At 37.6% G+C, this 25,167-nt stretch carries 25 protein-coding genes; 24 read left to right on the top strand and 1 reads right to left on the bottom strand.

Annotated features, from left to right (window positions below):
- Positions 1–168 precede the first annotated feature (168 nt).
- The 19 genes from P9X27_06405 to P9X27_06315 all read left to right on the top strand — a co-directional run bounded on the left by P9X27_06405 (position 169) and on the right by P9X27_06315 (position 19,014).
- A complete protein-coding gene (locus P9X27_06405; protein ID MDP8254009.1) occupies positions 169–471 on the top strand; it encodes a hypothetical protein in 303 nt (100 codons plus the stop codon).
- 3 nt (positions 472–474) lie between these two features.
- The gene (locus tag P9X27_06400) at positions 475–801 is read left to right on the top strand and encodes a hypothetical protein (protein ID MDP8254008.1); all 327 of its coding nucleotides are present in this window, start codon (positions 475–477) and stop codon (positions 799–801) included.
- An 89-nt stretch (positions 802–890) separates the two neighbouring features.
- Positions 891–2,078, top strand: a complete 1,188-nt coding sequence (locus P9X27_06395) for an aspartate aminotransferase family protein (protein MDP8254007.1) — start codon at positions 891–893, stop codon at positions 2,076–2,078.
- Positions 2,075–2,989, top strand: a complete 915-nt coding sequence (argF, locus tag P9X27_06390; GenBank protein ID MDP8254006.1) for an ornithine carbamoyltransferase — start codon at positions 2,075–2,077, stop codon at positions 2,987–2,989. Before P9X27_06395 ends, argF begins: the two co-directional genes overlap by 4 nt.
- A gap of 540 nt (positions 2,990–3,529) precedes the next feature.
- Positions 3,530–4,702: an argininosuccinate synthase gene (locus P9X27_06385; protein MDP8254005.1), complete on the top strand. Its 1,173-nt coding sequence runs from the start codon at positions 3,530–3,532 to the stop codon at positions 4,700–4,702.
- Positions 4,703–4,706: 4 nt separating this feature from the next.
- Positions 4,707–6,092 (top strand): argininosuccinate lyase, encoded by a 1,386-nt coding sequence (gene argH / locus P9X27_06380; GenBank protein ID MDP8254004.1) that lies wholly within the window; start codon positions 4,707–4,709, stop codon positions 6,090–6,092.
- A gap of 3 nt (positions 6,093–6,095) precedes the next feature.
- Complete coding sequence (lysA, locus tag P9X27_06375; GenBank protein MDP8254003.1) at positions 6,096–7,343, top strand: diaminopimelate decarboxylase; 1,248 nt, start codon at positions 6,096–6,098, stop codon at positions 7,341–7,343.
- Positions 7,340–8,152, top strand: a complete 813-nt coding sequence (gene dapF, locus P9X27_06370; GenBank protein ID MDP8254002.1) for a diaminopimelate epimerase — start codon at positions 7,340–7,342, stop codon at positions 8,150–8,152. Before lysA ends, dapF begins: the two co-directional genes overlap by 4 nt.
- 12 nt (positions 8,153–8,164) lie before the next feature.
- Positions 8,165–9,040, top strand: a complete 876-nt coding sequence (gene dapA, locus P9X27_06365; protein MDP8254001.1) for a 4-hydroxy-tetrahydrodipicolinate synthase — start codon at positions 8,165–8,167, stop codon at positions 9,038–9,040.
- Complete coding sequence (dapB, locus tag P9X27_06360; protein ID MDP8254000.1) at positions 9,040–9,846, top strand: 4-hydroxy-tetrahydrodipicolinate reductase; 807 nt, start codon at positions 9,040–9,042, stop codon at positions 9,844–9,846. Before dapA ends, dapB begins: the two co-directional genes overlap by 1 nt.
- Positions 9,846–11,528: a PP2C family protein-serine/threonine phosphatase gene (locus tag P9X27_06355; protein ID MDP8253999.1), complete on the top strand. Its 1,683-nt coding sequence runs from the start codon at positions 9,846–9,848 to the stop codon at positions 11,526–11,528. The genes dapB and P9X27_06355 overlap by 1 nt, the downstream gene beginning before the upstream one ends.
- Positions 11,495–12,319 carry a hypothetical protein gene (locus P9X27_06350; GenBank protein ID MDP8253998.1) on the top strand — a complete coding sequence of 275 codons (825 nt, stop codon included), beginning with the start codon at positions 11,495–11,497 and terminating at the stop codon, positions 12,317–12,319. Before P9X27_06355 ends, P9X27_06350 begins: the two co-directional genes overlap by 34 nt.
- A gap of 3 nt (positions 12,320–12,322) precedes the next feature.
- Complete coding sequence (locus P9X27_06345) at positions 12,323–13,489, top strand: LL-diaminopimelate aminotransferase (protein ID MDP8253997.1); 1,167 nt, start codon at positions 12,323–12,325, stop codon at positions 13,487–13,489.
- Positions 13,486–14,007: a 2-amino-4-hydroxy-6-hydroxymethyldihydropteridine diphosphokinase gene (gene folK / locus P9X27_06340; protein ID MDP8253996.1), complete on the top strand. Its 522-nt coding sequence runs from the start codon at positions 13,486–13,488 to the stop codon at positions 14,005–14,007. The genes P9X27_06345 and folK overlap by 4 nt, the downstream gene beginning before the upstream one ends.
- On the top strand, positions 13,994–14,833 hold the full coding sequence (gene panC, locus P9X27_06335) for a pantoate--beta-alanine ligase (GenBank protein ID MDP8253995.1): 840 nt from the start codon (positions 13,994–13,996) through the stop codon (positions 14,831–14,833). Before folK ends, panC begins: the two co-directional genes overlap by 14 nt.
- 2 nt (positions 14,834–14,835) lie before the next feature.
- On the top strand, positions 14,836–15,627 hold the full coding sequence (locus P9X27_06330; GenBank protein ID MDP8253994.1) for a DUF108 domain-containing protein: 792 nt from the start codon (positions 14,836–14,838) through the stop codon (positions 15,625–15,627).
- Between the two features lie 123 nt (positions 15,628–15,750).
- Entirely contained in the window at positions 15,751–16,761 is a 1,011-nt protein-coding gene (gene gap / locus P9X27_06325; GenBank protein MDP8253993.1) for a type I glyceraldehyde-3-phosphate dehydrogenase, read from the top strand.
- A gap of 74 nt (positions 16,762–16,835) precedes the next feature.
- Positions 16,836–17,921 carry a glycosyltransferase family 9 protein gene (locus tag P9X27_06320; protein ID MDP8253992.1) on the top strand — a complete coding sequence of 362 codons (1,086 nt, stop codon included), beginning with the start codon at positions 16,836–16,838 and terminating at the stop codon, positions 17,919–17,921.
- Positions 17,902–19,014 carry a DegT/DnrJ/EryC1/StrS family aminotransferase gene (locus P9X27_06315; protein ID MDP8253991.1) on the top strand — a complete coding sequence of 371 codons (1,113 nt, stop codon included), beginning with the start codon at positions 17,902–17,904 and terminating at the stop codon, positions 19,012–19,014. The genes P9X27_06320 and P9X27_06315 overlap by 20 nt, the downstream gene beginning before the upstream one ends.
- Here P9X27_06315 and mgtE read toward each other — a convergent pair.
- A complete protein-coding gene (mgtE, locus tag P9X27_06310; protein ID MDP8253990.1) occupies positions 19,008–20,363 on the bottom strand; it encodes a magnesium transporter in 1,356 nt (451 codons plus the stop codon). The two genes, P9X27_06315 and mgtE, sit on opposite strands and share 7 nt — an antisense overlap.
- A gap of 141 nt (positions 20,364–20,504) precedes the next feature.
- Here mgtE and P9X27_06305 point away from each other — a divergent pair, with 141 nt between their 5' ends.
- From P9X27_06305 to P9X27_06285, 5 genes are all read left to right on the top strand, one after another.
- On the top strand, positions 20,505–23,444 hold the full coding sequence (locus tag P9X27_06305; protein ID MDP8253989.1) for an ATP-dependent DNA helicase: 2,940 nt from the start codon (positions 20,505–20,507) through the stop codon (positions 23,442–23,444).
- Between the two features lie 2 nt (positions 23,445–23,446).
- Positions 23,447–23,926, top strand: coding sequence for an NYN domain-containing protein (locus P9X27_06300; protein ID MDP8253988.1), 480 nt, complete (start codon positions 23,447–23,449; stop codon positions 23,924–23,926).
- Complete coding sequence (gene lepB / locus P9X27_06295; GenBank protein MDP8253987.1) at positions 23,896–24,441, top strand: signal peptidase I; 546 nt, start codon at positions 23,896–23,898, stop codon at positions 24,439–24,441. Before P9X27_06300 ends, lepB begins: the two co-directional genes overlap by 31 nt.
- Before the next feature lie 52 nt (positions 24,442–24,493).
- A complete protein-coding gene (locus P9X27_06290; GenBank protein MDP8253986.1) occupies positions 24,494–24,793 on the top strand; it encodes a glycine zipper domain-containing protein in 300 nt (99 codons plus the stop codon).
- Positions 24,794–24,806: 13 nt separating this feature from the next.
- Positions 24,807–25,167, top strand: a 361-nt coding sequence (locus tag P9X27_06285; GenBank protein ID MDP8253985.1) for a CDP-alcohol phosphatidyltransferase family protein, incomplete at its 3' end; no start/stop codon positions are given.

The following is a 25,167-nucleotide window of genomic DNA, read 5'->3' as shown; positions in this document are numbered from 1 at the left end:
TTTAACAAAAGTTGCATTTTTTTGTTAATTATCCCCTTTTTTTTAATATCATACAATAGGTATTTTCTGTTTCCTCTTTTGTTTCAATTAGTTAGAGATATTTGTTTTTATATCTTCTTCTTGGCATGAAATTTGTTTAATACAAGGTGTAAACTAAGGAGGTATAAGATGAAAGTAAAATTTTACAAGATTCAGAAAGAGAGACTGGGGAAGGACGATGTAGTCGTAATATATACTAAGGGAGGTTTCAGCGGTACGCTGGAGATAAAAGAGAAAGAGATGTCTTTTAAAGGTAAAAAAGATGGAGATCTTATGGATATTCTCTTTAGTCCTTATCGTGTGAGTATTCCTGACAGAGCTGGTAAAGGATTAAAGGAAAAAGTGTTTATACCTGGTTCTCCGCAGCATCTTGAGGCTGTACGCAGAAGCTGCTGGTCTCATGGTTACATATCAGAGATGGAGGAGAGTTAGAAAATGCATAGTATAACATTTGCAAAACAGACTCAGCCTAAGACCGACAATAGGAAGGTCAGAGTTACAGAGAAAGTATCTGAAGATGGAGTCTGGGTCTATTCTCGCAGGAGTAGTTCTTACAATGTGCTTTTAAGCCACGAAGATAGAGAGCCTGTATATGAGTACAGCTTTAAACCTCAAATGTATGTCTATAAGAATATTCAGAGCAAAAGAAAACTTTTCAAGTGGAAGATTGTTGGAATATTAAAGATTCCTCAGCAAGATAATAAATATTCGCTCATATCCTATCAGCATTCTTTCTGGATGCTGATTAAAGATAAGTATTAATATCTGCTTATCTCTACACTGTTTAAGTTATGGTTTGCCATTTTAGTATATCTTACGTATAATAAATCTCTTAAGAAAGAGAGGTTTTTATGAAGAATAAAGATGTTGAACGATTATATTCTAAGTATATCATGAACACATATACTCATCTTCCCATCTCTCTTGTAAAGGGAAGAGGGTCTCGGGTATGGGATTTAGAGCAGAACGAGTATTTAGATTTATTCCCAGGCTGGGGTGTCTCTATTTTGGGGCATTCTCCTTCCAAGGTTGTATCTCATGTTAGAAATCAAGCTGGGAAGATAATGCATATATCCAACAATTATTACAATCATCTTCAAGCTAAACTTGCTCAAAAGATAGTTAAGATAGCGCAGATTGATGCCAAGGTTTTTTTCTGCAATTCAGGAGCAGAAGCTAATGAAGGAGCTTTTAAGCTAGCTAGACTATATGGATCAGGTAAGAGGTATAAGATCATTACGATGAACGGCTCTTTTCATGGCAGAACTTTGGCCACTCTCTCTGCTACAGGGCAGGGAAAATATAAAAAAGGCTTTGAGCCTATGCTTACAGGTTTTACTCATGTTCCTTTTAATGATTTTGAGGTTCTCAAAAGCAGTGTCGACGATGAGACCGTAGCGATTATGTTAGAGCTAGTTCAAGGTGAAGGCGGTGTAAATGTTGCCGATTACGACTATATTCAGAGAATAAAAAAGTTTTGCAATGAGCGGGATGTACTATTTATTGCTGATGAGGTTCAGACAGGAATGGGCAGAACCGGAAAATGGTTTGCATATCAGAATTTTGACATTGAGCCTGATATAGTTACTTTAGCAAAAGGTATTGGCGGGGGAGTTCCTATGGGTGTTGTTTTTGCCAAAGATAAGGTTGCTGATTGTATTAAGCCTGGAATGCATGCTTCTACTTTTGGCGGAAGTCCTATCGTGTGTAAAGCGGCTCTAGCCGTTATAGATACTATAATGAGCAAAAAACTGCTTAATAATGTAAACAATATAAGTAAATACTTTAAAGATAGACTGCTAGATTTAAAGGAGAAATATGATTTAATAGATAATGTTAGAGGTTTAGGTTTTATGGTAGCTATGGAGGTTAAAGATAAAGGCAAGGAGATTTTTGAGGGCTGCCTTGCCAATAGGCTCTTGATTAATTTAACCCAGGGTAATATCCTAAGGTTTTTGCCGGCTCTGAATATCAGTAAAAAGGAGATAGATAAGGCTATTGCAATATTAGATGAAGCGTTAGAAGGAGTGCAGCAATGAACCATCTTTTAAGCATCAATGATTTAAACAAGGAAGATATAATAGAGTTTATCAGTATTGCAAAAACTCTTAAAAAGAATAGAAGGCAGGAGAATATACTTAGAGGTAAGAGCGCCGTTCTTTTATTTGATAAGCCTTCTCTGAGAACAAAGGTTAGCTTTGAAGTTGCCATAGCAGAACTAGGGGGCAGTTATTCATATTTAGGAGATAGTTCAGTCGGGTTCGGTAAGCGCGAATCTCTCAAAGACATGGCGGAGGTGCTTTCAAGGTATGTCCATTGTTCTATTATAAGAACTTTTAAACAAAAAGATCTTTTAAGGTTTGCACAGTTTTCTTCAGTACCTGTCGTTAATGCTCTAACTGATACAGAACACCCTTGTCAAATTTTAAGCGATCTTCTGACTATAACTGAAAGAGTCGGAAGTCTGGATAATTTTAAAATTGCTTTCATCGGTGACGGTAATAATGTGTGTAATTCACTTATACAGGCAGCGGCAGCTTTGAAGTTCAAACTGTCTATTGCAACACCTCTCGGTTATGAGCCTAAGAAGAAAGACTACAGAGTTGAATTGGAAGAGTTAAATAAAGATAATTTAAGGGTGGAGATACTTAATTCACCTCAAGATGCTGTGAGAGATGCAGATTTTATATACACAGATGCTTGGACTTCTATGGGCTGGGAAGAAGAGCAGTTAGATAGAAAAAAGGTTTTTGAATCCTATCAAATCAATAAGGATTTACTTAAAAACTCAGGAAAGAAGTGCTGCGTGATGCATTGCTTGCCTGCGCATAGAGGGGAGGAGATAACAGATGATGTCATTGACTCTGAAAACTCCATAGTATTTGATCAAGCTGAAAACAGACTCCATATGCATAAGGCTATTTTGATTAAGATTTTATCTAAAATGTGAATTTTCTTTAATGTCCGGGAAAACAGTTTTTTTAATCCTCTTTCTCATAGTTACGTTTCACCTACTGAATAACTTTATTATTCTCACAATAGATGATATCCCTCCGGTAGGACGCTACGGGCTCTACTTTTCACACAGCTTGTATCTTTTTGAGCAGTCTAAAAATCTATTACCTGAGTTTATGACTGAGCTATTTAACGTCAATAATGTATACCCACTCCTGTGCTATTTAACACTTATACCTCTTTATTATATTTTAAGATAACTATAGATGTTAGTAATCTCTCCGATATGCCCTATCTCTTCTATCATCTCAAGGTAGGTGTTAGCATTAATCCATATAATGTTTGTGCATAGATGGAAGAGTATAATCACTAAGAGAAATAATTTGTACTTATGTTCTTTGATTTTGGGAATACAGCTGAGCATTTTAATATTATATATGGTAGTATGATTATAGCATGGGAAAAATATTGTTTTTGGAATAGAAAAAGGGTTGTTTTTCAGGTATTATGTTGTTCTAAATAATTGGAGGATATTGTGGCTAAAAAAATAGTTCTGGCATATTCAGGGGGTCTTGATACATCTGTTGCTATTCCTTGGTTGATAGATAAAGGATATGAAGTAATTACCTTTAGTGCTGATGTTGGTCAGGGAAAGAAAAATTTTGATTCTGTCCTTAGGAGAGCCAAGAAGGCAGGAGCTAAAAAGGTTATATTCAGGGATTTAAAAAAAGAGTTTATCGAAAACTATGCCTTTAGTGCTCTTAAGGCTGAGGCCTTATATGAAAATAGATATTATCTGGCTACTGCTCTATCCAGGCCGCTTATTGCTGAGCATCTTGTGGATATTGCAAAACAAGAGAAGGCTCAGGCTATAGCCCATGGTTGTACCGGGAAGGGTAATGATCAGGTTAGGTTTGAAGTTGCCGTAAAGGTTTTGGCTCCAAAAATTGAGATAGTCGCTCCCTTAAGAATTTGGGAGCTTAAGAGCAGAGAAGATGAGATTGAATATGCAAAGCTAAAGAGAATTCCGATAGAGATTAAAGAATCCACTTATAGCATTGATAGAAACCTCTGGGGCTTAAGTATTGAGTGTGGGGTGCTTGAAGAGATAGATAAGGAAGCTCCGGAGGATATATTTATGCTTACAAATTCTCTGGATAAGACTCCCGGTAAGGCAGAGCATATAGAGATTGAGTTTAAAAAAGGAAGACCTGTAGGCTTAAACTCTAAGAAGCTGTCTGCGGTTGAGATAGTCGGTGCACTTAATAAGATAGCCGGCAGGCATGGCATAGGTAGAGTGGATATGGTAGAGAATAGATTAGTTGGAATAAAAAGCAGAGAGGTATATGAGTCTCCCGCTGCTACGGTGTTATACTTTGCTCACAGAGAGCTGGAATCTCTGGTTCTAGATAGAGAGCTCTCCCATTTTAAGAGCTCTATCTCTAGTAAATATGCAGAGTTGATCTATTATGGCCTCTGGTTTACACCTTTGAGAGAGGCTCTAGATAGCTTTGTTGATTTTACGCAAAACTCCGTCAATGGAAAGATAAAGTTAAAGTTGTATAAGGGTAATATTAAAGTTACAGGGAGAGAGTCTAAGAATTCAAAATACAGCTATAGTATGGCTACGTATACCGATAAAGATAAATTTGAACACAAGGCAGCTGAGGGTTTTATAAAAATATGGTCTCAATCCTACATGAGGTAATGATATGAAAGAGAAATTATGGGGCGGAAGATTTAAAGAAGGCCTAGATCCTGTTATTCTAGATTTTACTAAGAGCATTGATTATGATTGGTTTTTATTCGAATATGAGGCTTATTCTAATATTGCCTGGGTAGATGAACTACAGAGTCTTAAAGTGATAACTCAAAAAGAGAAGGGCTCTATCAAGAAGGCTATAAAAGAGCTCTTAAAAGAGTATTCTGATGGAAAGATAGAGATAGATTTTAAAGAAGAGGATATACACTCTTTCTTTTATTCTTTGTTGAGGGGAAAGGTCTCTTCTCTAGTAGATAAGATTCATGCTGGTAAAAGCAGGAATGAACAGGTTGTTACTGTCATGAGGATGTTTTCACTCGATGCTATACATGAAGAGATTGAACTTATTACTAAACTACAAAAGAGTTTTCTAAAGAAAATAAGGAAGTATAGCGGCTCAGCTATTCCGGGGTTTACTCATCTTCAATATGCTCAGCCAGTATTGTTTGGACATTGGTTGCTATCTTTTGTGGAGCAGCTTCAAAGAGATAAGAAAAGGTTGATTAATTGCCTTGATGGTGTAAGTCTATTGCCTTTGGGCAGCGGTGCTCTTGCTGGCAGCAATTTTAAATTAAATAGAGATAAGCTAAGAAAAGAGCTTGGATTTAAAAATGTAGGTAAGAACAGCATCGATATGGTTTCAGATAGAGACTTTATCTTGGAGTATCTTAATGCTAATCTCACCCTTCTCCTGCATTTGAGCAGGCTTGCAGAAGATCTGATAATATACAATAGCCCAGGATATGGGATAGTATATTTTTCGGATAAGGTCACTACTGGCTCAAGCTTGATGCCGCAGAAGAAAAACCCTGATCCGGTAGAGCTGATAAGGTCTTACTCCTCTGAAGCTTTAGCAGCTTATGTCTCTATGGCTGGTATATTAAAAGGTCTTCCAACATCCTATAATCGCGATTTACAGCTAGATAAAAAGGCGCTTTTATCATCATATCTTACGACCACAGCTGTTTTAGATGCTATTGACATAGTTATCTTGAATACATATTTAGATAAAGAGAGGGCTTTAGAGCTGTTAAAAGACGAGAAGTTTTATTTGACAGATATTTCGGACGAACTTATTAAATGTGGCCTCTCTCATAAAGAGGCTCATCAGAGGGTAGGTAGCCTTTTGAAGAAGGCGGAAGAAAGCAAAAGTAATATAGCTGACTTAGAGAGAGAGGAAGTAGCTAAAATATTAGGCCAGGATGTAAAGATAGATAATTTTTTTAATGTCAATAAGTCTCTAAAGAGAAAAGAGACCAACTGTTCTACTAACCCGAGGTATCTTTTAAAGAGGTTAAAGGAGTGGGAGATTCTGCTAGAGTCTTCCGATCTATAAATTATGCATAGATTTAAATATCGGGGTAATTACCTTTATGCAGAGGATATTAAGGTCTCTTCTCTTCTAGAGAAGTTTGGGACTCCGCTCTACATCTATAGCGCTAATACTTTTCTGGACCACTTTTTAAAACTTAAAAGTGCGTTTAAAGAGCTGTCTCCGCTTATATGTTTTAGTGTTAAATCAAATTCTAATCTAGCTGTTTTAAGGTTGCTATCTAAAGCTGGCGCAGGCATGGATGTTGTTTCTGGCGGAGAGCTTTTTCGAGCTCTTAAGGCTGGCTCTTCTGCATCTAAAGTTGTCTATGCCGGGGTTGGTAAAAGAGAGGACGAGATAATCTATGCAATCAAAAAAGGTATAAAATTTTTCAATGTTGAGTCTATCTCTGAGCTTGAAAGAATCAATAAAGCTGCCAAGAGCCTGGGTAAGAAGCAGGGTGTCTGTCTAAGATTGAATCCCGACGTAGACCCTAAGACGCATAAGTTCATTACAACAGGCAAGAAAGAGACAAAGTTCGGACTCTCTTATGGTGTTATAAAAAATATTCTACAAAATAGAAATAATTATAAGAATCTATTGATCTCAGGACTACATTTACATATTGGATCTCAAATTATTTATAATGAGCCGTTTTTAAAAGCTATAAAGGTTGCTTTAAAGCTAAAGTCTGAGAAATATTGCGATTTTCAATATTTAAATATCGGTGGTGGCTTAGGAATTATTTATAAAGATGAAAAAGCTTTGACTGCTCAAAAATATGCATCTGAGATAAAAGGTTTGATAAAAAAAGCCGGACTTAAGCTTATTCTGGAACCGGGCAGATTTATTGCTGGTAATTCTGGAATATTGGTTACTACGGTCCAATATATTAAGGATGGTATAGATAAAAAATTTGCTATAGTTGATGGAGGTATGAATCTTTTAATAAGACCGGCTCTATACTCTGCTTATCATGAGGCAGGATTGGCTGAAAAGAGGGCTGGGAGAAAAGAGCTATACGATGTTGTAGGTCCAATTTGTGAGAGCTCAGATTTCCTAGCTTTATCTAGGAGCTTTCCTAAATTGAAGAGTAAAGACAAGATAGTTTTATTTAGCGCAGGGGCTTATGGGTTTACAATGGCATCAAACTACAATAGTCATCCCAGATGCGGTGAGGTCATGGTCAAAGACAGCAGCTCTTATCTTATTAAAGATCCTGAAGGTTATAAGGATTTGATAAGAGGAGAGAGCATGCCGGGATTTTTAAAATGAAGATCATCTCTTTTCATAAGGCCGTTGCCAGCGGAAATGACTTTGTCATAATCAAAAACAGAACTTTTTCTAAATCTGAATTAAGAAACATAGCCGTTAAGCTATGTATTCGAAAGTACGGGGTTGGCGCAGATGGGCTTCTGGTTGCAGAAAGCTCAAAGAGAGCAGACCTTAAAATGAGAATATTTAATTCCGATGGAACTGAAGCTGAGATGTGCGGTAATGGAATGAGGTCTTTTATTCTCTGGGCTTACAGCAAGAAGCTAATAACTAGAAATTCTTGCATTGAGACTAAGGCTGGCATTATAAAAGGAGAGGTCAAAAAAGATGATTTTATCAGAATTAAGATGATGGCCTCTTTTGAATATAGGCCGAACTTAAAAGTAAAGATAGACAGGAAGACTATAGAGGGCGATTATCTGGATACCGGAGTTCCTCATTTTGTTGTTGAGGTAGGTGCTCTTTGCGATTATGATGTCTTTAATATAGGTTCAAAGATAAGGCACCACTCTCTTTTTAAGCCTCGGGGAACCAATGTAGATTTTATGCGTTGGGAGAGAGGATATCTTGCTGTTAGAACTTACGAGAGAGGGGTGGAGGTTGAGACTTTGGCTTGCGGAACTGGCTGTGTAGCCTCTGCTTTGATATATGGATTGAAGAAAGGTTATAGCTCTAAGGATTTAATAGTTCTTCCTTTAAGCGGTAAAAGATTGAAGATCTCATATTCTTATCAAAAGGGAATATTTAGCGATGTCTACCTTGAAGGTAGAGCGGAGCTTCTCTTTGAATCAAAATTTAAAATTAAATAGGAGGTAGGGCACATGTTTAGAGGTTCTATGGTGGCACTTGTTACGCCTTTTAAAGATGGTAAGGTGGATAAAATAGGATTAAAGAAGCTTGTAAGATACCATATTAAGAACGGTACTTCGGCTCTTGTTCCATGCGGAACTACGGGAGAGTCTGCAACTCTGACTGAGAGAGAGCATGAGAGAGTCGTAGAGACCGTTATAGAGGAGGCTGCTGGGCGTATCCCAGTCATTGCTGGGACGGGTTCTAACTCTACAGAAGAGGCTATCAGGTATACTAAATTTGCTCAGAAGAGAGGAGCTAGCGGGTCTTTACTTATATGTCCTTATTACAACAAGCCTACTCAAGAAGGTCTTTATCAGCATTTTAAAGCTATAGCAGAAGAGGTAAGAATACCGCTAATACTCTATAATATCCCATCACGTACAGGTGTTAATATGGCCCCTGAGACTATAGCGCGCCTTGGAAGGCGATATAAGAATATAGTCGGAGTAAAGGAAGCAACTGGCAGCTTGGATCAGATGCTGGCTATCAAGAGTCTATGCCCTAAAGATTTTCTTCTGATATCAGGAGATGATGCCCTAACGCTTCCGATTTTGTCTATTGGAGGAGCTGGTGTTATATCTGTTTTGGCCAATATTATGCCTAGAGAGGTTGAGGATGTAGTCAGGAAATTTGAGAACGGAGATCTAGCAGCTGCAAGAAAACTGCATATAGATTTATATCCGTTGGTCAAGGCGCTATTCTTAGAGACCAATCCTGCCCCTGTTAAAGCAGCTATGGGTATGATAGGTATTATATCGGATGAACTAAGGCTTCCTTTGGTAAAATTATTACCTGTGAATAGAGTGAAGATAAGATCAATAATAAAAAAGTACGGGCTGATATAATGAATACAAAATTGATAGTCTCGGGCTGCCTAGGAAGGATGGGTAAAATGATATCTAGGCTTGTTCTTCTGGATTCTGAGTTAGAGCTTATTGTAGGGGTTGAGCAGTCTGCTTTTCCCGGGCTTAAAGATGATCTGGGGAGTACTATCTTAGGCGAAAAGAGAGGCATTTTAATAGTTGAGGATATAAGAGAACATATAAAGAATGCAGATTTGGTCATAGAGTTCAGCACTCCTGATGCTACTTTGAGACATTTGAGAGTAGTCTCTGAATTTGGCAAAGGTATGGTAATCGGAACTACCGGTTTTAATGCGGAACAGCTTAAAGAGTTAGAGAACCTTTCAGAGAGAGCTGCAGTTTTGATTTCGCCTAACATGAGTATAGGTATTAATGTGCTGTTTAAGATTATACCGCAGTTGACTGAATTATTGGGCGAGGATTATGATATAGAGGTTGTTGAGGCACATCATAATAAGAAGAAAGATGCACCGTCCGGTACTGCAAAGAGAATTGCTGAACTGATAAAAAGTGTTAGAAGAGATTTAGTACTTACTTATGGCAGAGAAGGGTCTAGTGCTCAGCGGAAGAAGAACGATCTTACTATGCATGCTCTCCGCTTAGGCGAAATAGTTGGAGAACATAAGATCATATTTGCGGGCAATAATGAAGTCATAGAGTTAAGTCATTCTGCTATTTCACGCGATATATTTGCTAGAGGGGCAATTCTGGGGGTTAAATATATCAAGGATAAAAAAGCGGGGCTCTACACTATGCAGGATGTGCTATCTGCTAAGCTGGGCGGGTAATGAAAAAATTAAAAATATACCTTGTAGTATCTGCTATTCTAGCAGGTGTTATCCTATCACTTTCAGGTTTTTTTTGGAGATTTGAGAAGCCGGTTCTTTCAAAGTTTCTGAAAGATGAAGATATCTCTGCCAGGCAGATTGTGGTAGTCACTATAGCTGAGGAGAGCTTTAGAGAACAGGAGCTTTGGCCTTGGGGTGGTGATTGGCTGGACTATCTTATTACTTATATTTTGGATTTTAAGCCTGATAAGTTAGTCTTGAGCCCTGATTTCATTGAGAGCGCTAAAGATATAAAAGGGTTTAATAAATTTTTACAGAATGATAAGGTCATTGTTCCGTTTGCAGAGAATATCAAAGATTTAAAAGTGGGATTCAAGACCCATATGGTATATGGCAAGGAGAGAGGGCTGCTCTATTCGTTTGCCAACTACAAAGATATGCCTAGCGTAGGCTTTACTCTTGGGGGGGATGCTGAGAGAGCAGCGTTGAGTAAGAGAGAGAAGTTTTATTTTCTTCTCCAAGAGAATATTAAAGTTCTTCCTGCATCTAATATTGCCCTTTTCGGTATGCTGAAAAAAGAGGGTTACCGTGATAGTTATATAACCGATCTTAGTGATAACATAGTACTATTAAGTAAAGAAGGGGGCTCTTTGTCAGAGTCGTATTCATTGTTATATACCCTGCTGAACCGTAAAGTCTTCTCTGTTTTTCCTGTAGAGTTTACAATATATATCGGAATATTCATATTTTCTATTATCTATATCATGCTGAAATCGCTTAAGTTTAATCGTCTTTTCATCGTCTTTTCATTAATATTTTTTGCTTGGATTGCGTTCCATAGATTTTATTTTACTATTAGTAGGAATTATATTGAACTGATGCCAGTCTCTATATTTGCGTTGCTGGCTCTTGCAGTTGTTGTTTTTGAAAAGGAGTATGATAGTAAGGTTTACAAAAAAGAGAGGAAAGATACTCAGTTGGCACGGCTTCTTAAAGAGAGAGAGGTTTTGCCCAATGCAGTCCTAAGCTCTAACGGTGCTTTAGTTAGTGTCAATCGCTATAAGATGGATTCTGTCGGGGGGGATTTTTATCAATTTTTGGAATTTTCTAAAGGTGAATTAGGAGTTGTTATAGGCTGGGTTCCGGGCAGCGGAATAGAGCGGGTGGAGTATATTATGGAGATAGTGCATAGTTGGAGAGATTTTGCTTCTATCTATAAAGAGCCAAGCAAGGTCGTACAGGTTTTAAATAACACTGTGTTTAGATATGCAGAGCAGGCTAAGTATGTAACATTGGCATATGTTCTATATGATGCAAAGAAGAGCAGTTTAAGGTATGTTAATGCTGGGCATGATCCTTTAATATTTGTTAATGGAGATGGAGTTGTAAATATTCTTGCTGCAGAAGAGCCTACTCCTCTAGGAATAGCCAGGGATGTTCCTTTTAAGGAGGAAGAGGTGATCATAAAAGACAATGCCATGCTTATTGGATATAGCGGTGGTATTGCAAAGATGCTCTCTAGCAACGGCGGTATAACCGATGAGTTTTTAGGGCACCTTAAGAATTGCTTAAAAGATAAGGAAGAGAGAGTTGCAGATGGTATATTTAAAGAGTTTCTCAAGTGCTGTCCTAAGAAGCCGGAGGAAGAATGGTCTTTACTCACCTTAAAAATAACGGAGTAAGTAGTTCTAAAAAAAACAACGCTGCTGAAGAAGATAGATTAAATAATATCTCCGGGATAGCAGAGCTTCTCTTTGAAGGGCTCAGCAGCCTAGAGAGGGGGATGTTTGGTTTAGATAGGGATATCTCTACGCCTGTGGGTAAGATAGATATCATGGCGGTGGATATGATTGGAAGATTTGTCATTATTGAAGTCGGGGAAGGGGATGTTGACGGCCTAATATTTAAGTCTATCGATCATTTTGATTGGGCGCTTACGAATATAAAGAGTCTTCAAGAGAGATATAAATCTTACAATACAGATCCTACTCTTGCTCCCAGGATTATCATACTTGCGCCTTCCTATTCAGAAAAATTTGTAAAGAGAGCCCATTATCTTAATCCTACTTTTATTGATATTTATGAATATCAGATTAACGAAAATTTGGGTACAAAGAAGATTTATTTCAGACCGTTCTCTTTTATAAATCACAAAAAATGGGTCATCTCTTTAAGAACAAAATCGGTAAACGATCATCTTGATTATATAGAGAATGAATTTTTAAAGAGTATGCTTAAGAATTTTTTTATTGAACTGCAGTCTATAAGAAGTGATACTACCCTAGATACATCTTTGGGTTATGTAAGACTTAAAGATAAGAGTGATAAGACCCTTCTAGGGATATATATATTGAAGAATGCTTTTTGGATTAATTGGATTAGGGATAGATGGGATGGTTGTTTTATCTCCAGTAAAGAAAAATTTCAGGCAGTAAAGCGCGATATTTTGGAAGCTATAAGAAAGGAGGCTTAAGGTATGGTTAAACATGAGATTGCCCAGCGACTTAAAGAGCTGCCGCCTTATCTTTTTGTTGAGATAGATAAGATCAAAAAGAGATTAAAGAGCGAAGGTAGAGATCTTATAGACCTAGGTATTGGAGATCCAGATCTTCCTACACCTCAGGAGGTAAGGGAAGTCTTAAAAGAGAAACTCAAAGACCAGGTTAATCATCAGTATCCTTTGGATTTGGGATTAAGCATCTTCAGAGCAGAGGTCTCCAGATGGTTTTTAAAGAGGTTTAATGTTCAGATAGATCCTGAAAGCGAGATTCTGCCTTTGATAGGATCTAAAGAAGGGATTGCCCATTTTCCGCTCTCTGTTATTAATCCCGGCGATTTAGTGTTAATACCGGAACCGCTCTATCCTCCCTACCGTAGCGGAGCGATATTTGCAGGTGCTCAAATACAATACCTTCCGCTTAAAGAGGAGAATAATTTTATACCAGATCTTGAAGGTTTGAGCAGGGATGTTTTAAAAAAAACTAAACTGCTCTATTTGAATTATCCTAATAATCCCACTGCAGAAATTATTAAAAAAGAAGATCTTAAGAGAATAGTTGATCTGGCCCGAGAATTTGAGTTTATCGTGCTCTATGATGCTGCTTATTCTGAATTGACTTACGATTCTTCTGAAGCTTGCAGTATCTTAGAAGTTGAAGGTGCATCTGAGGTTGCTATCGAGTTTCACTCTTTTTCTAAGACCTACAATATGACTGGATGGCGTGTTGGTTGGGCATGTGGAAATAAGAGCCTCATTGAGTGTTTAAGAAAAGTAAAATCTAACATAGATTCCGGAGTATTTAACCCTGTGCAGTATGCAGCCATAGAGGCGCTTAAGATATATGATACTCATATCGTAGAGCTTAGAAGCATATATAGAGAGAGAAGAGATATCTTTATTCAAACTTTATCTGAATCCGGTTGGAATATCAAAGTTCCAGAAGCTACTTTTTATGTTTGGGCGAAAATTCCTTCTAAAATGAGCTCTGCCGATTTCTCTAAGTTATTGCTCAAGGAATGCTTTATTATTGCTACCCCTGGCTCTGGATTCGGACCTTCTGGAGAAGGTTATTTAAGGTTCTCCTTAGTTAATGATAAGAGCCGCATTAAAGAGGCTGCTGAGAGGATTGCTAAATTATTGTGAGTAGAGCTTTTATCTCTTTGGGCTCAAATCTGGGTGATAGAAAAAAGATTTTAGAGCTATCTTTAGCTAAATTGAAGGACCTTTTTGAGTTAAAAGCTGTATCTTCGTTATTTGAATCAGAACCATGGGGATATAAAGAACAGAGTTATTTTCTAAATGCTGTTGTTGAAATAGAGGTGGTTGCCTCACCTTATGAGCTTCTAGAGTTACTTAAAAACATAGAGATAGATTTTGGCAGAAAAGGTGATGGGGTAAGATGGGGGCCTAGAACTTTAGACTTAGATATCCTGCTTTACGATTCAGATATTATTGATGAAGAGGACTTAAAAATACCCCATCCGGGGTTGAAGAATAGAGTCTTTCAGCTTCTTCCACTCCTTGAGTTAACTTCAACTGTCAAAGATCCTCTAAATGGTGAAAATTTAAAATCAAGACTTGAAGATATTAAAAAAGATATTAATATGAAAAAGATAGCTGTTTTTAATGGAGATAATCTTTGTTGGGATGAAGATATTTAAGGCTGTAAAATCATTGCAGGATAACAGTCTAAGATTAAAGCTAGAAGGGAAGAGCATAGGTTTTGTTCCTACTATGGGCTATCTCCATCAAGGTCATATCAGCTTGATAAGGGCGGCAAGAAAAGAGAGCAATGTAGTTGTGCTAAGCATCTTTGTGAACCCTGTTCAATTTTCACCCGGAGAAGATTGTAGGAGATATCCAAGGGATTTTAAAAGAGATTGCAGTATTGCCAGAAATGAGAACGTGGATATTGTTTTCTATCCTTCCAGCGGTCAGATTTATCCTCAAGAATATTCAAGCTATGTTGAAGTTAATGGATTATCGTCTCTTCTCTGCGGAAAGAGCAGACCTAATCATTTTAGGGGTGTTGCTACGGTATGTACTAAACTCTTCAATATAGTGCAGCCAGATTTTGTTTATTTTGGCCAAAAAGATTACCAGCAGGCTATCATTATCAGGCGTATGATAAAAGATTTAAATATGCCTTTTAAAATCAGAGTCTTACCGCTGTTAAGGGAAGAGAGTGGGCTGGCTATGAGTTCTAGGAATAGATATTTGAGTAAAACTGCAAGAGAGAATGCAGCCGCTATATATAAAGGTTTAAAGGAGGCGAAAGATCTTTTTAAGAATGGGCAAAGAGATGCAGCTAAGATAAAAGCTATGCTTAAGAAGAAGATTAAAGAGATACCGAATGTTAGAATAGATTATGTGGATATTGTAGATAGTAAATCGCTAAAATCTTTGAGCCAAGTCAAAAAACAATCTATTTTAGCTGTTGCGATATGGATTGACAAAATAAGATTAATAGATAATATAGTCTTTTAATTATGAAAGTTGGAATTGTAGGTCTAGGTACAATAGGGAGCTCTGTTGTAGAGCAGGCCATATCTGATTATAGCCTGTCTTTAGATCAGGTCTATATCTACGATGTTGAGAAAAGCAGTGTTGATTTAATTTTAAATAAGTATGATTGGATTAAGAGTTTAGATAGCATAGAAGAGGTTGTCTGCAATTCTGATTTTATAATAGAGACAGCTTCAGGTTCTTGTGTTAAAGATCTAATGCCTTTAATTGTTAAATATAGAAAAGATATTTTGGTCATGAGTACAGGAGGGCTTCTTAGGGTTAAAGAGCTGCTTTCTCAAGCAAGAGATAGAGGTGTAGATGTTGTAATACCTCATGGAGCTGTTGCAGGTTTAGACGCAATAGAGGCAATAAAAGATGAAGGCATAGATAAGATTAGGCTCTCTAGCTATAAACCTATTAAGGCTCTTAAAGGGTCGCCTTATATCATCAGCAATAATATTGATTTAGACAATTTATCTGGGCAATCTGTTTTTAAAGGCAGCGTTTCGGAGGCAACAGAGGGTTTTCCTAAAAGTATAAATGTCTCTGCTACACTCCTGCTCCTTTCTGGCTTAGATGATATAGAGGTTAACATCTATATCTCTAGTGATAATGATACTATAACCCATATAATCGAAGTTGAATCGAAGATATCTAGGCTAAAGATTGAATGCAGGAATTATCCCTCTAGCAGTAACCCTAAGACTTCAGCTTTAGCTATTTGCTCAGCTGTTACAGAAGCAAAGAGATATATAGGCAGGCATTTAAGATAATCTACCAAAAGTGTTAGTATTTTCTATAACATGACAAATATTAGTGCTTGCAAAAAGGTCTCTTTGTTGTTAGAATTCTTTCTCAAATCGACTATAAAATAATAATCTTTAAGGAGGTGCAGGATGGCAGTTAAAGTAGCTATTAATGGTTTTGGAAGAATAGGAAGACTTGTCTTTAGGGCTGGACTTAAATCCAGTGAGTTTGAGGTTGTAGCAATCAATGATCTACCGGTACCTGTTGAGACGCTTGCCCATCTTTTAAAATATGATTCAACCTTTGGCGAGCTGGATTACAGTGTATCTACAAAGGACGGATCTCTGGTAGTTGACGGCAAAGAGATTAAGATATTGAGCTATAGAGATCCAGCAGAGCTGCCATGGGCAGATATGGGAGTAGATATAGTTATTGAATCAACTGGTGTTTTCGTAGATAGAGAGGGAGCTTCAAAACATATTAAGGCAGGAGCTAAGAAGGTGATTATATCAGCACCGGCAAAGGGTGAGGATATAACAGTTGTCTTAGGTGTGAATGAAAGTAAGTATAATCCTAAGGAGCATAATATAATATCCAATGCATCCTGTACTACTAATTGCGTTGCTCCTGTTGCCAAGGTGCTGCATGAGGCTTTTGGTATAAAGCACGGCTTAATGACAACAATCCATTCTTATACTAATGATCAGAAGATACTTGATTTTCCGCATAAGGATCTGCGTCGTGCCCGTGCAGCAGCAGTATCTATGATTCCTACTACAACTGGAGCCGCTAAGGCGACAGCCCTTGTAATTCCGGAGTTGAAAGGAAAACTTGATGGTATGGCTATAAGAGTTCCTACTCCTAATGTATCGGTTGTTGACCTTGTGGTTGAAGTTGAGAAAGATGTTGATAAAGATTCTGTCAATGAAATTTTAAAGAAGGCTTCTGAAGGTGATCTTAAAGGTATTTTAAGATATATGGACCTTCCTCTTGTATCTAAAGATTTTAACGGAGATAGTCATTCATCTATACTTGATGCTGCAATGACGATGGTAATAGACAAGAATCTTGTTAAGATCTTAAGCTGGTATGATAATGAATGGGGTTATTCTTCAAGAGTCATCGATCTTATTGAGTATTTAATTGCGCAGGGATTGTAATTTAAGGCAGCTAATTTGAGAAATAGATAAATAAAAGGTATGGGGTCTTAAAACCCCATACCTTGCTTTGTTTTATGCATATTTTAATAACGAATCCTTTTGGAATCGGCGATGTTTTGTTCAGCCTCCCTATGGTCTATGCTCTTAAGGAGCAGTATCCCAACAGCAGAATAGATTATCTCTGCAATAGGAGGGTAGCTGATATTCTAAAGACGCAAGAAGATATAGGAAGAGTATATGTGTATGAAAAAGATGAATGGCGTGCTAAGTTTGCACGGTCAAAGTTAAGAGCAGCTAAAGATTTTAGAGGTTTTCTTAAAGCGATAAAGAGGGAGAGGTACGATGTTGCTTTTGATCTCTCCTTATCTCGAGAGTTTGGTTTTATCCTTTGGTTTTTAGGAATAAAATTAAGAGTAGGTTACAATTATAAGAATAGAGGTATATTTTTAAACAAAAATACTGTATTTGAAGGTTTTATAAGTAAACATGTAGTTCAATATCACCTCCAGTTTCTATCTACCCTAGGTATAGGCGCTAAGTATCCAGAGAAAAAGCTTTCTGTTCCGGTTGACTATATGGAGCGAGCTAAGAGTAGAATTAGTAGTATTAACAAGGGAGGCAATCTTTTGGTAGCGGTTATTCCCGGAGGTGGAGCTAGCTGGGGCGGAGATGCTTATAAGAAACGTTGGGCGGATGAAAGATACTCCAGGCTTAGTCATTTAATAGCAGGAGAAAAAACGACTGTTTTAGTTATGGGCGATGAGAGCGATAGCCTGAAATTTGCTGCCCCCGAAAATTGTAAAAATATTTATAACTACATGGGCCAGACTAAGATACTTGAGCTTATAGCTCTTACCTCTCAAGTCGATCTGGTTATAACAAATGATGGCGGTCCACTGCATATTGCAGCGGCTTTAGGAGTTCCAACTATATCTATCTTTGGTCCAGTGCCAGAGAGTGTTTATGGCCCTTATCCTGCGAATATAAAGCATAGAGTGATAACGGCTGATTTAGGTTGCAGGCCTTGTTATTATAAGTTTAAAGTTTCTGAGTGCAATGATTATAAATGTTTAAATGATATAAGCGTAGATTATCTCTTTGATGAATTCAAAAAACATGTTAAATTATTAGGATTACAATATGAAGATAAAATTTCTTGATTTTGAAAGAGAGTATGATTTATTAGGGAGAGAGGTGGAGAGCCTTACCTCGTCTATTATAAAAAAAGGTAGCTTTATCTTAGGCAGTGAACTTAAAGAGTTTGAAGAGCAGTTTGCTTCATACTGCGGTGTTAAATATGCTGTAGGTGTGAACTCCGGAACCGATGCGCTGTATCTGTCTTTGCTGTCTCTGGGCATCAAAGAGGGTGATGAGGTAATTGTCCCCGCCTTTACTTATATAGCTACCGCCATGGCGGTTTCTTATACTGGAGCAAAGCCCATATTTTGTGATATCGATGAGATTGATTTTAATATAGATATCGAGGATATAAAGAGAAAGCTTACCCCGCGTACAAAAGCTATTATACCGGTCCATCTCTACGGTCAGCCTGCTAATATGTCAGCAATATTAGATTTTGCTTCTGAAAACAATATCAGAGTGGTTGAAGATGCTGCTCAGGCTCATGGCGGAGCAATATCTGTTAAAGGAGATCTAAGGAAGGTTGGATCTCTTTCGGATTTAGGATGCTTCAGTTTTTATCCCACCAAAAATCTCGGCTGTTATGGAGATGGCGGTATAGCAGTTACAGGGAGCGATATTCTGTATGAGAAACTCTTAAAATTACGTGATTACGGAAGAGAGTCTAAATATAGTCATCTTATGCTTGGCTATAACTCTAGATTAGATACTCTCCAAGCAGCTGTATTGAGTATCAAGCTGAAATATTTGGATCAGTGGAACGATAGAAGAAGAGAGCTTGGTCATTACTACAATGAAGCCCTTAAAGGTGTTACTGAGGTAATTACCCCCTTTGAAAAGGACGGCCTAAAGCATGTTTATCACGTATATGTTCTTAGAGTTAAAGAGCGGGAGAAACTTATAGAGCATCTCTCTTCAAATGGTATTCCATCCATCATACATTATCCTATACCCTGTCATCTGCAGAGAGTCTATAAGAGTTCCATTAACTCTAGAGGCCTTGCTCCGGTATCAGAAAGATTGTCTCATGAGGTGCTTTCTCTTCCTCTAAATCCTTTCTTAGGAGAAGCCGAGATAGATTATATAGTTTCTAAGATAAAGGACTTCTACTGAACGAGGTTCAAAAGAACCTTTGCTATTTGAAAGTATATCAATATTGATGTTATATCTAGTATGGTGGTTAGAAATGGTCCTGCGGATATTGCGGGGTCTATTCCTGCTTTATGAAGAATTAGAGGCAGGATGCTTCCTATGAAAGTTGCAATCGTTATAACAAGAGCCAGAGAGTAACCTACTGTAAGCCCTAAGAAGGGGTTGCCCTGCATGAGATATGCTCTTAAGAATCCCAAAGCTCCTAATATTGTTCCCAGCGTAAGACCCATAAATATCTCCCGTCTCATGATTTTAAAGATATCTTTAAAGTTTATCTCTCCGGTTGCCAATCCTCTTATAATAAGCGTGGCTGATTGAGTCCCGGCATTACCGGCAGAGCCTGAGAGCATAGGTATGAAGAATGCCAGGGCTATGACTGATTCTAAGGCAAATGAGTAGTGTTTTATAAGTTGAGTAGATATGGAGTACGTTATCAACAATAAGAGCAGCCATCCTATTCTCTTTTTTGCAACAATATGGAATGGTGTTTTAAGGTAGGCTTCAGGTATTGTTTCGATTGCTGCCATCTTATGGAAATCTTCTGTATCTTCTTGTTCGATAACATCCACTATATCGTCGACTGTTATAATGCCGTGAATGTTGTCCAAACTATCAACGACCGGCAATGCCAGTAGATCGTATTTTTTAAATAGTAATGCTACTTCCTCTTGGTCGTCGTTAAGCTGGATTTTTATAAAGTTGGTATTCATTATTTCGCTTGCTGCTCTCTCTGCCGGTGCCATAATGAGGTCTTTTAGAGAGAAAACCCCCAGGAGTTTGTCTTTTTCATCAGTTACATATATGTAGTATATAGTCTCTCTCTTTAGCGCTGTTTTTCTTAGGATCTCAATTGCTTCTCCAATGCTTATTTCGGGGCTAATCTTGGCAAACTCTGTTGTCATTAATGCTCCAGCAGTGTTCTCCTTGTATTGGATTAACTCTTCGACATCTTTTCTCTCTTCCTCTGACATAATAGAGAATAGCTGCTTTTTGAGTTTAGGTGTAATTCTAAGGAAGAGATCTGCTCTTTCATCGGACGGCATCTCATTAAGAACATTTTTTAGTCTGCCTATGGTTAAATCCTGCAGGATAAGGATCTGACTGTCGTTGTCCAGATAACTAAATATCTCCGGAAATTTGTCTAATGATATTAGCTTAACTATCTCTACTGCTTCTTCGTGTTCTAAGGATTGCAATAGTTCTGCGATGTCTGGGGAGAGCAGCTCTGCCACTATATCTCTTATAGCAGAGTAGTTTTTATCATTCAGAAGCCTTTGTATTCCAGGGGTTATTAGATGTTCTTTTTTCATTTTTTTAGACAGAGTTTTAATAAGCTTTAAAAAATATGGTATGAAAATTGAATAATTTAATCAAGTGAAATCTATTATATTATGATATATTGTTCCATTATAAGTTGTTCGGTGTGATATATTAATGAGATTGGTATAATTATGAATATAGAAACGATTGAAACAAAGATTGCCGAGGGTCTCAATGCTCAGCAGAAGAAGGCTGTTCAACATGGAGATGGGCCGCTTCTGATCGTAGCAGGTGCCGGAACAGGCAAGACTCTGGTATTAACAAGAAGAATAATAGATCTCATCTCTTCTAAAAAAGCATACCCTAAGGATATTTTGGCACTGACTTTTACAGAGAAGGCTACTGAGGAGATGGAAGAGAGGGTGGATATTCTAATGCCCTATGGTTATACCGATATGACGATATCTACATTTCATGCTTTTGGAGACAGAGTCTTAAAAGAGAATGCTCTTGAGCTTGGATTGTCTCCTGATCTATATGTTTTATCCCGCGCTGAGCAGATTATATTTTTTAGAGAACATCTTTTTGAGTTCCCTCTGAATTATTTTAGACCTCTAGGTGATCCCACCAAGTATGTTGAATCTATCTTGGCTCTGATATCGCGCGCTAAAGACGAAGATCTATCCCCTGAAGAATATCTTAACTACGTTGATAATTTAAAAAGAGAGTTAAAAAATAATCCTGATGATAAGATTTTAAGTGAGAGAATCAAAAAAGATGAAGAGGTAGCGTTGTCCTACCAGAGATATCAGGAGATTTTACAGAGAGAGTCCAAGATTGATTTTGGTGACCAGGTTTACTTGTCTTTAAAGCTGCTTAGAGAGCATCCAGCTATTCTTAAAGAGTATCAGGATAGATTTAAATATATTCTCGTAGATGAGTTTCAGGATACAAACCATTCTCAATTTGAACTACTTAAGCTTTTGGTTGGCGATAGAGGCAATATTACTGTCTGTGGCGATGATGATCAATCAGTATATAAGTTTAGAGGGGCGGCCTTGAGCAATATTATGGAGTTCATGGATATATACCCAAATGCAGAGAAGATAATATTAAAAGATAATTATCGTTCCAACCAAAAGATACTCGATTTTGCTTATCGTTCCATATCTTACAATAATCCCGACAGGCTTGAAGTTAAGGAGAATTTAGATAAGAGGCTGAAGGCCCACCTTAAAGAAGGTGACGGGGTTAAATATTACAATTTCGATACTCTATTTGATGAATCTGATTGGGTCTCTGGAAGAATAGATAAAATGGTAAAAGAGGAGGGGTATTCCTATAAAGATTTTGCAATTTTAGTACGTTCCAATAGAGATGCAGACCCATTCATAAGATCGTTGAATATGAGGTCTATTCCGCTAAGGTTTTCCGGCAGCGAGGGTCTCTATTCTCAGGAGGAGATACGATTTTTTATCTCTTGGCTTAAATTTTTAACAAATCCAGAAGATAGTCTTAGCCTATATTATATTCTATCTTCCAAGCTTTATAGTTTTAAAATAGAGGTTCTATCTTTGATGATGAGCAGAGCAAAGCTTCTTAGCCGGTCTCTCTATTATTTGATTACCCATTATAAAGAAGACGGTATAGCAGAAGTTTTTATAGACAACGAGACTTCTAGAGAAATAGGCTCTTTCTTAGAGATTCTAAATGATTTCTTTCGCCTCTCTTTGAATCTGAATACAGGACAGCTTCTATTTGGAATTTTAAACCAGAGCGGCTATCTTAAAATTCTAACTGCAGGAGGTCTAGAGGCAGAGTCTGAGATAAAAAATATTGCCAGGTTTTTTGAGATAGTCAGAAGTACCTCCCGCGTTTTAACCAATGATGATATTTATAACTTTGCTCCTTATTTAAATGCTCTGATAGAGGCTGGAGACGATCCTTCTCTGCCTGGACCTGATTACGATACTGATTCTGTAAATGTTTTAACAATACATAAGGCTAAAGGATTAGAGTTTAGAGTAGTCTTTTTGGTTAGTCTTGTCTCGGATAGATTTCCAGTAAGAAAGAGAAAGGAGGCGATAGCCTTAGCTGATGATCTGCTAAGAATGAAGGAGCATTGGCTTCCCGAGGGCGATCCTCATATTCAAGAGGAGCGAAGGCTTTTTTATGTGGGGACGACAAGAGCTAGAGAGTCACTTTTTTTAAGCTCAGCCCATGATTATGGTACAAAGAGAGCAAAGAAAGTATCTGTATTTGTAATGGAAGCACTGGACTTACCTAAACAACCGGGGGTCTCTCTCAAGTCTTCAGCCTGGGAAGTTATTCAGCGTTCTAGGGCTCGAGAATTTGGAAAGATAGAAGAGCCTAAATCACTTAGGAGCGATGAGTTGCTGAACTTAAGCCATCTGCAGGTTGATGACTATTTTACCTGTCCGCTTAAATATAAATACATTCATATTCTTAGAGTCCCTGTTATTCAACACCATAGCGTTATCTATGGCAAAGCAATACACGATGCTATTCAGATATACCTTAGAGAAAAGATAAAGGATAGAAGCGTATCTTTGGATCTAATGCTGGATGTTTTTAAGAGTTCCTGGATATCTGAAGGTTTCTTAACGCGAGAGCATGAGGATATGAGATTTGAAGAGGGGCAAGAGTTATTAAAGAGGTTCTATGAGAACGAAGAGTTATCTAAGTCAAAGCCTGCTTATGTCGAAAAAGAGTTCGTGTTCTTAATCGATTACAATCGGATTTCAGGACGCTTTGATAGGGTGGATATAGTTGATAATGAGGTAAGCATAGTGGATTATAAGACTTCAAAAGTAGATGATTACAGTAAAGCTCAAAAGAAAGCAAAAGAGAGCTTGCAGCTTGGGATATACGCCTTGGCTTACAAGAAAATATTTGGCTGTATTCCTAGTTCTCTAGAGCTCCACTTTATAGATTCTGGAATTGTAGGCAGAGTTAGTTTTAGAGAACAGGATTTAAAAGATGTAGAAGAGAAGATATCTATTGCTTCTGGAGGGATCAGAAATAGAGATTTCAATCCCAAGCCAAGTTATTTTGCCTGTGCTTATTGTGTCTTTAAAAATATATGTCCTTTTACACTTAAGGGAGCCTAGTTATGTTCTATCTTTTAGATGGTTATAATATTTTAAGAAGAATGCAGGACCTGTACCCTGGTGTTGTAGGAGAGAGCAGAGAGTCTCTAGCTGGTTTTCTATCTCGCTATAAACCTCAGGGCAAGAATGGCGCCATTGTTTTTTTTGATGGTTATGGAAATATGTCTAATAGTTATGGTAAAATTGAAATCCTCTTTAGTAAGGATATTTCAGCTGATGAGCATATCCTTGAATTTCTAAAGAAGAATCAGAAGCAGAAAGATTATTATCTTGTAACTGATGATAGAGATCTGGGTTTTAAAGCCAGAAATTTTGATGCCAGAGTTATATCGGTTGCTGATTTTGTAGGAACTATCTTTAAGAAAAAGAGAAAGACAAGAGAAGAGAGCGGTGATAAGATCAGCCCGTTTTCATCTCAGGCTTATGAGATAAATAAAGAATTGGAGGATCTATGGTTGAAAAGAAAAAGAAACACTGGTTAAGAGAGTGGATAGAATCTATTGCTATAGCTTTGGTCGTAGCTCTTTTTATACGGACTTTTATAGTTGAAGCGTTTAAAATTCCTTCCGGTTCAATGAAGCCCACGTTGGAAATTAAAGACAGGATATTTGTTAACAAGATGACATATAAGTTTGACGATATAAAGGCAGGAGATATTGTGGTGTTCAGGTATCCTAAAGAACCAAAAAGGTATTTTGTAAAAAGACTTGTTGCTTGTGGTAATGATAGAGTCCAGATAAAGGACGGCAACATTATAATAAACGGTGAGATTCTTAGAGAGCCGGATATTTTTAAAAACAATTATTACTACAATGCTGAAGAGTATGGCCCTCAGGGTCGGGCTATCACTGTGCCTGAGAATCAATACTATGTTTTAGGTGACAATTCAGCCTTTTCAAAAGATTCTCGCTATTGGGGTTTTGTGCCCAGGAAGAATATAGTGGGTAAAGTATTTCTGCGTTTTTGGCCTCTTTGGCGGGTAGGCTTGGTTAGGTGATTGACTTTCTGAAGAAGATGGATATAATTGTTTCTATTAAGGAGGTGTAATAATGTTAAGAATTTCACTCGCATTAATTTTATCGGCAGTTTTAATCTCAGGTTGTACTACAACTCAAAAGGGTGCTGCTACTGGTTCTGCTATAGGAGCCGGTATAGGCGCTATCATAGGGCATCAATCCGGAGATACAGCTGAAGGCGCTGCTATTGGTGCTGCAGCCGGCGGTCTTACCGGAGCTCTTATTGGTGAGCAGATGGATACTCTCTATTGTCCTGTATGCGGTAGAAGACTTACCAGCGGTAATCAATATTGCCCCTACGATGGCAGTGAGTTAAAGCCTCTTCAAAAATAGTAGCTTTTTTATTGTGAATATTGCTAATCTCATCAGTCTATTAAGGTTGGTTATACTCCCTTTTTTCATAATAGTAGGCTGTTCTTATTCTGACGGGAAGGAAGTATTAAGATATACAGCTCTAGGGCTGTTGCTATTCTCTTTTCTTACCGATGCTTTAGATGGTTTTATTGCTAGAGCAAAAGGGATAACAACTGAGATTGGAGCTTTTCTTGATCCCCTAGGTGATAAGCTTTTAATCAATGCGTCGTTTCTTATACTTATATTTAAGCCGGAGTTTAAAGAAGCTATAGGTCTTCCTTTCTGGGTGGTTGTAGTGGTATTCTCAAGAGATTTTTTTATAGCACTAGGAAGCCTCATACTACACTTAGAGG

The organism is Candidatus Kaelpia aquatica (genome assembly GCA_030765335.1).
Taxonomy (GTDB): domain Bacteria; phylum Omnitrophota; class Gorgyraeia; order Kaelpiales; family Kaelpiaceae; genus Kaelpia; species Kaelpia aquatica.
Note: the sequence above shows the minus strand (reverse complement) of the source record. Positions and strands in the feature narration are given on the sequence as shown.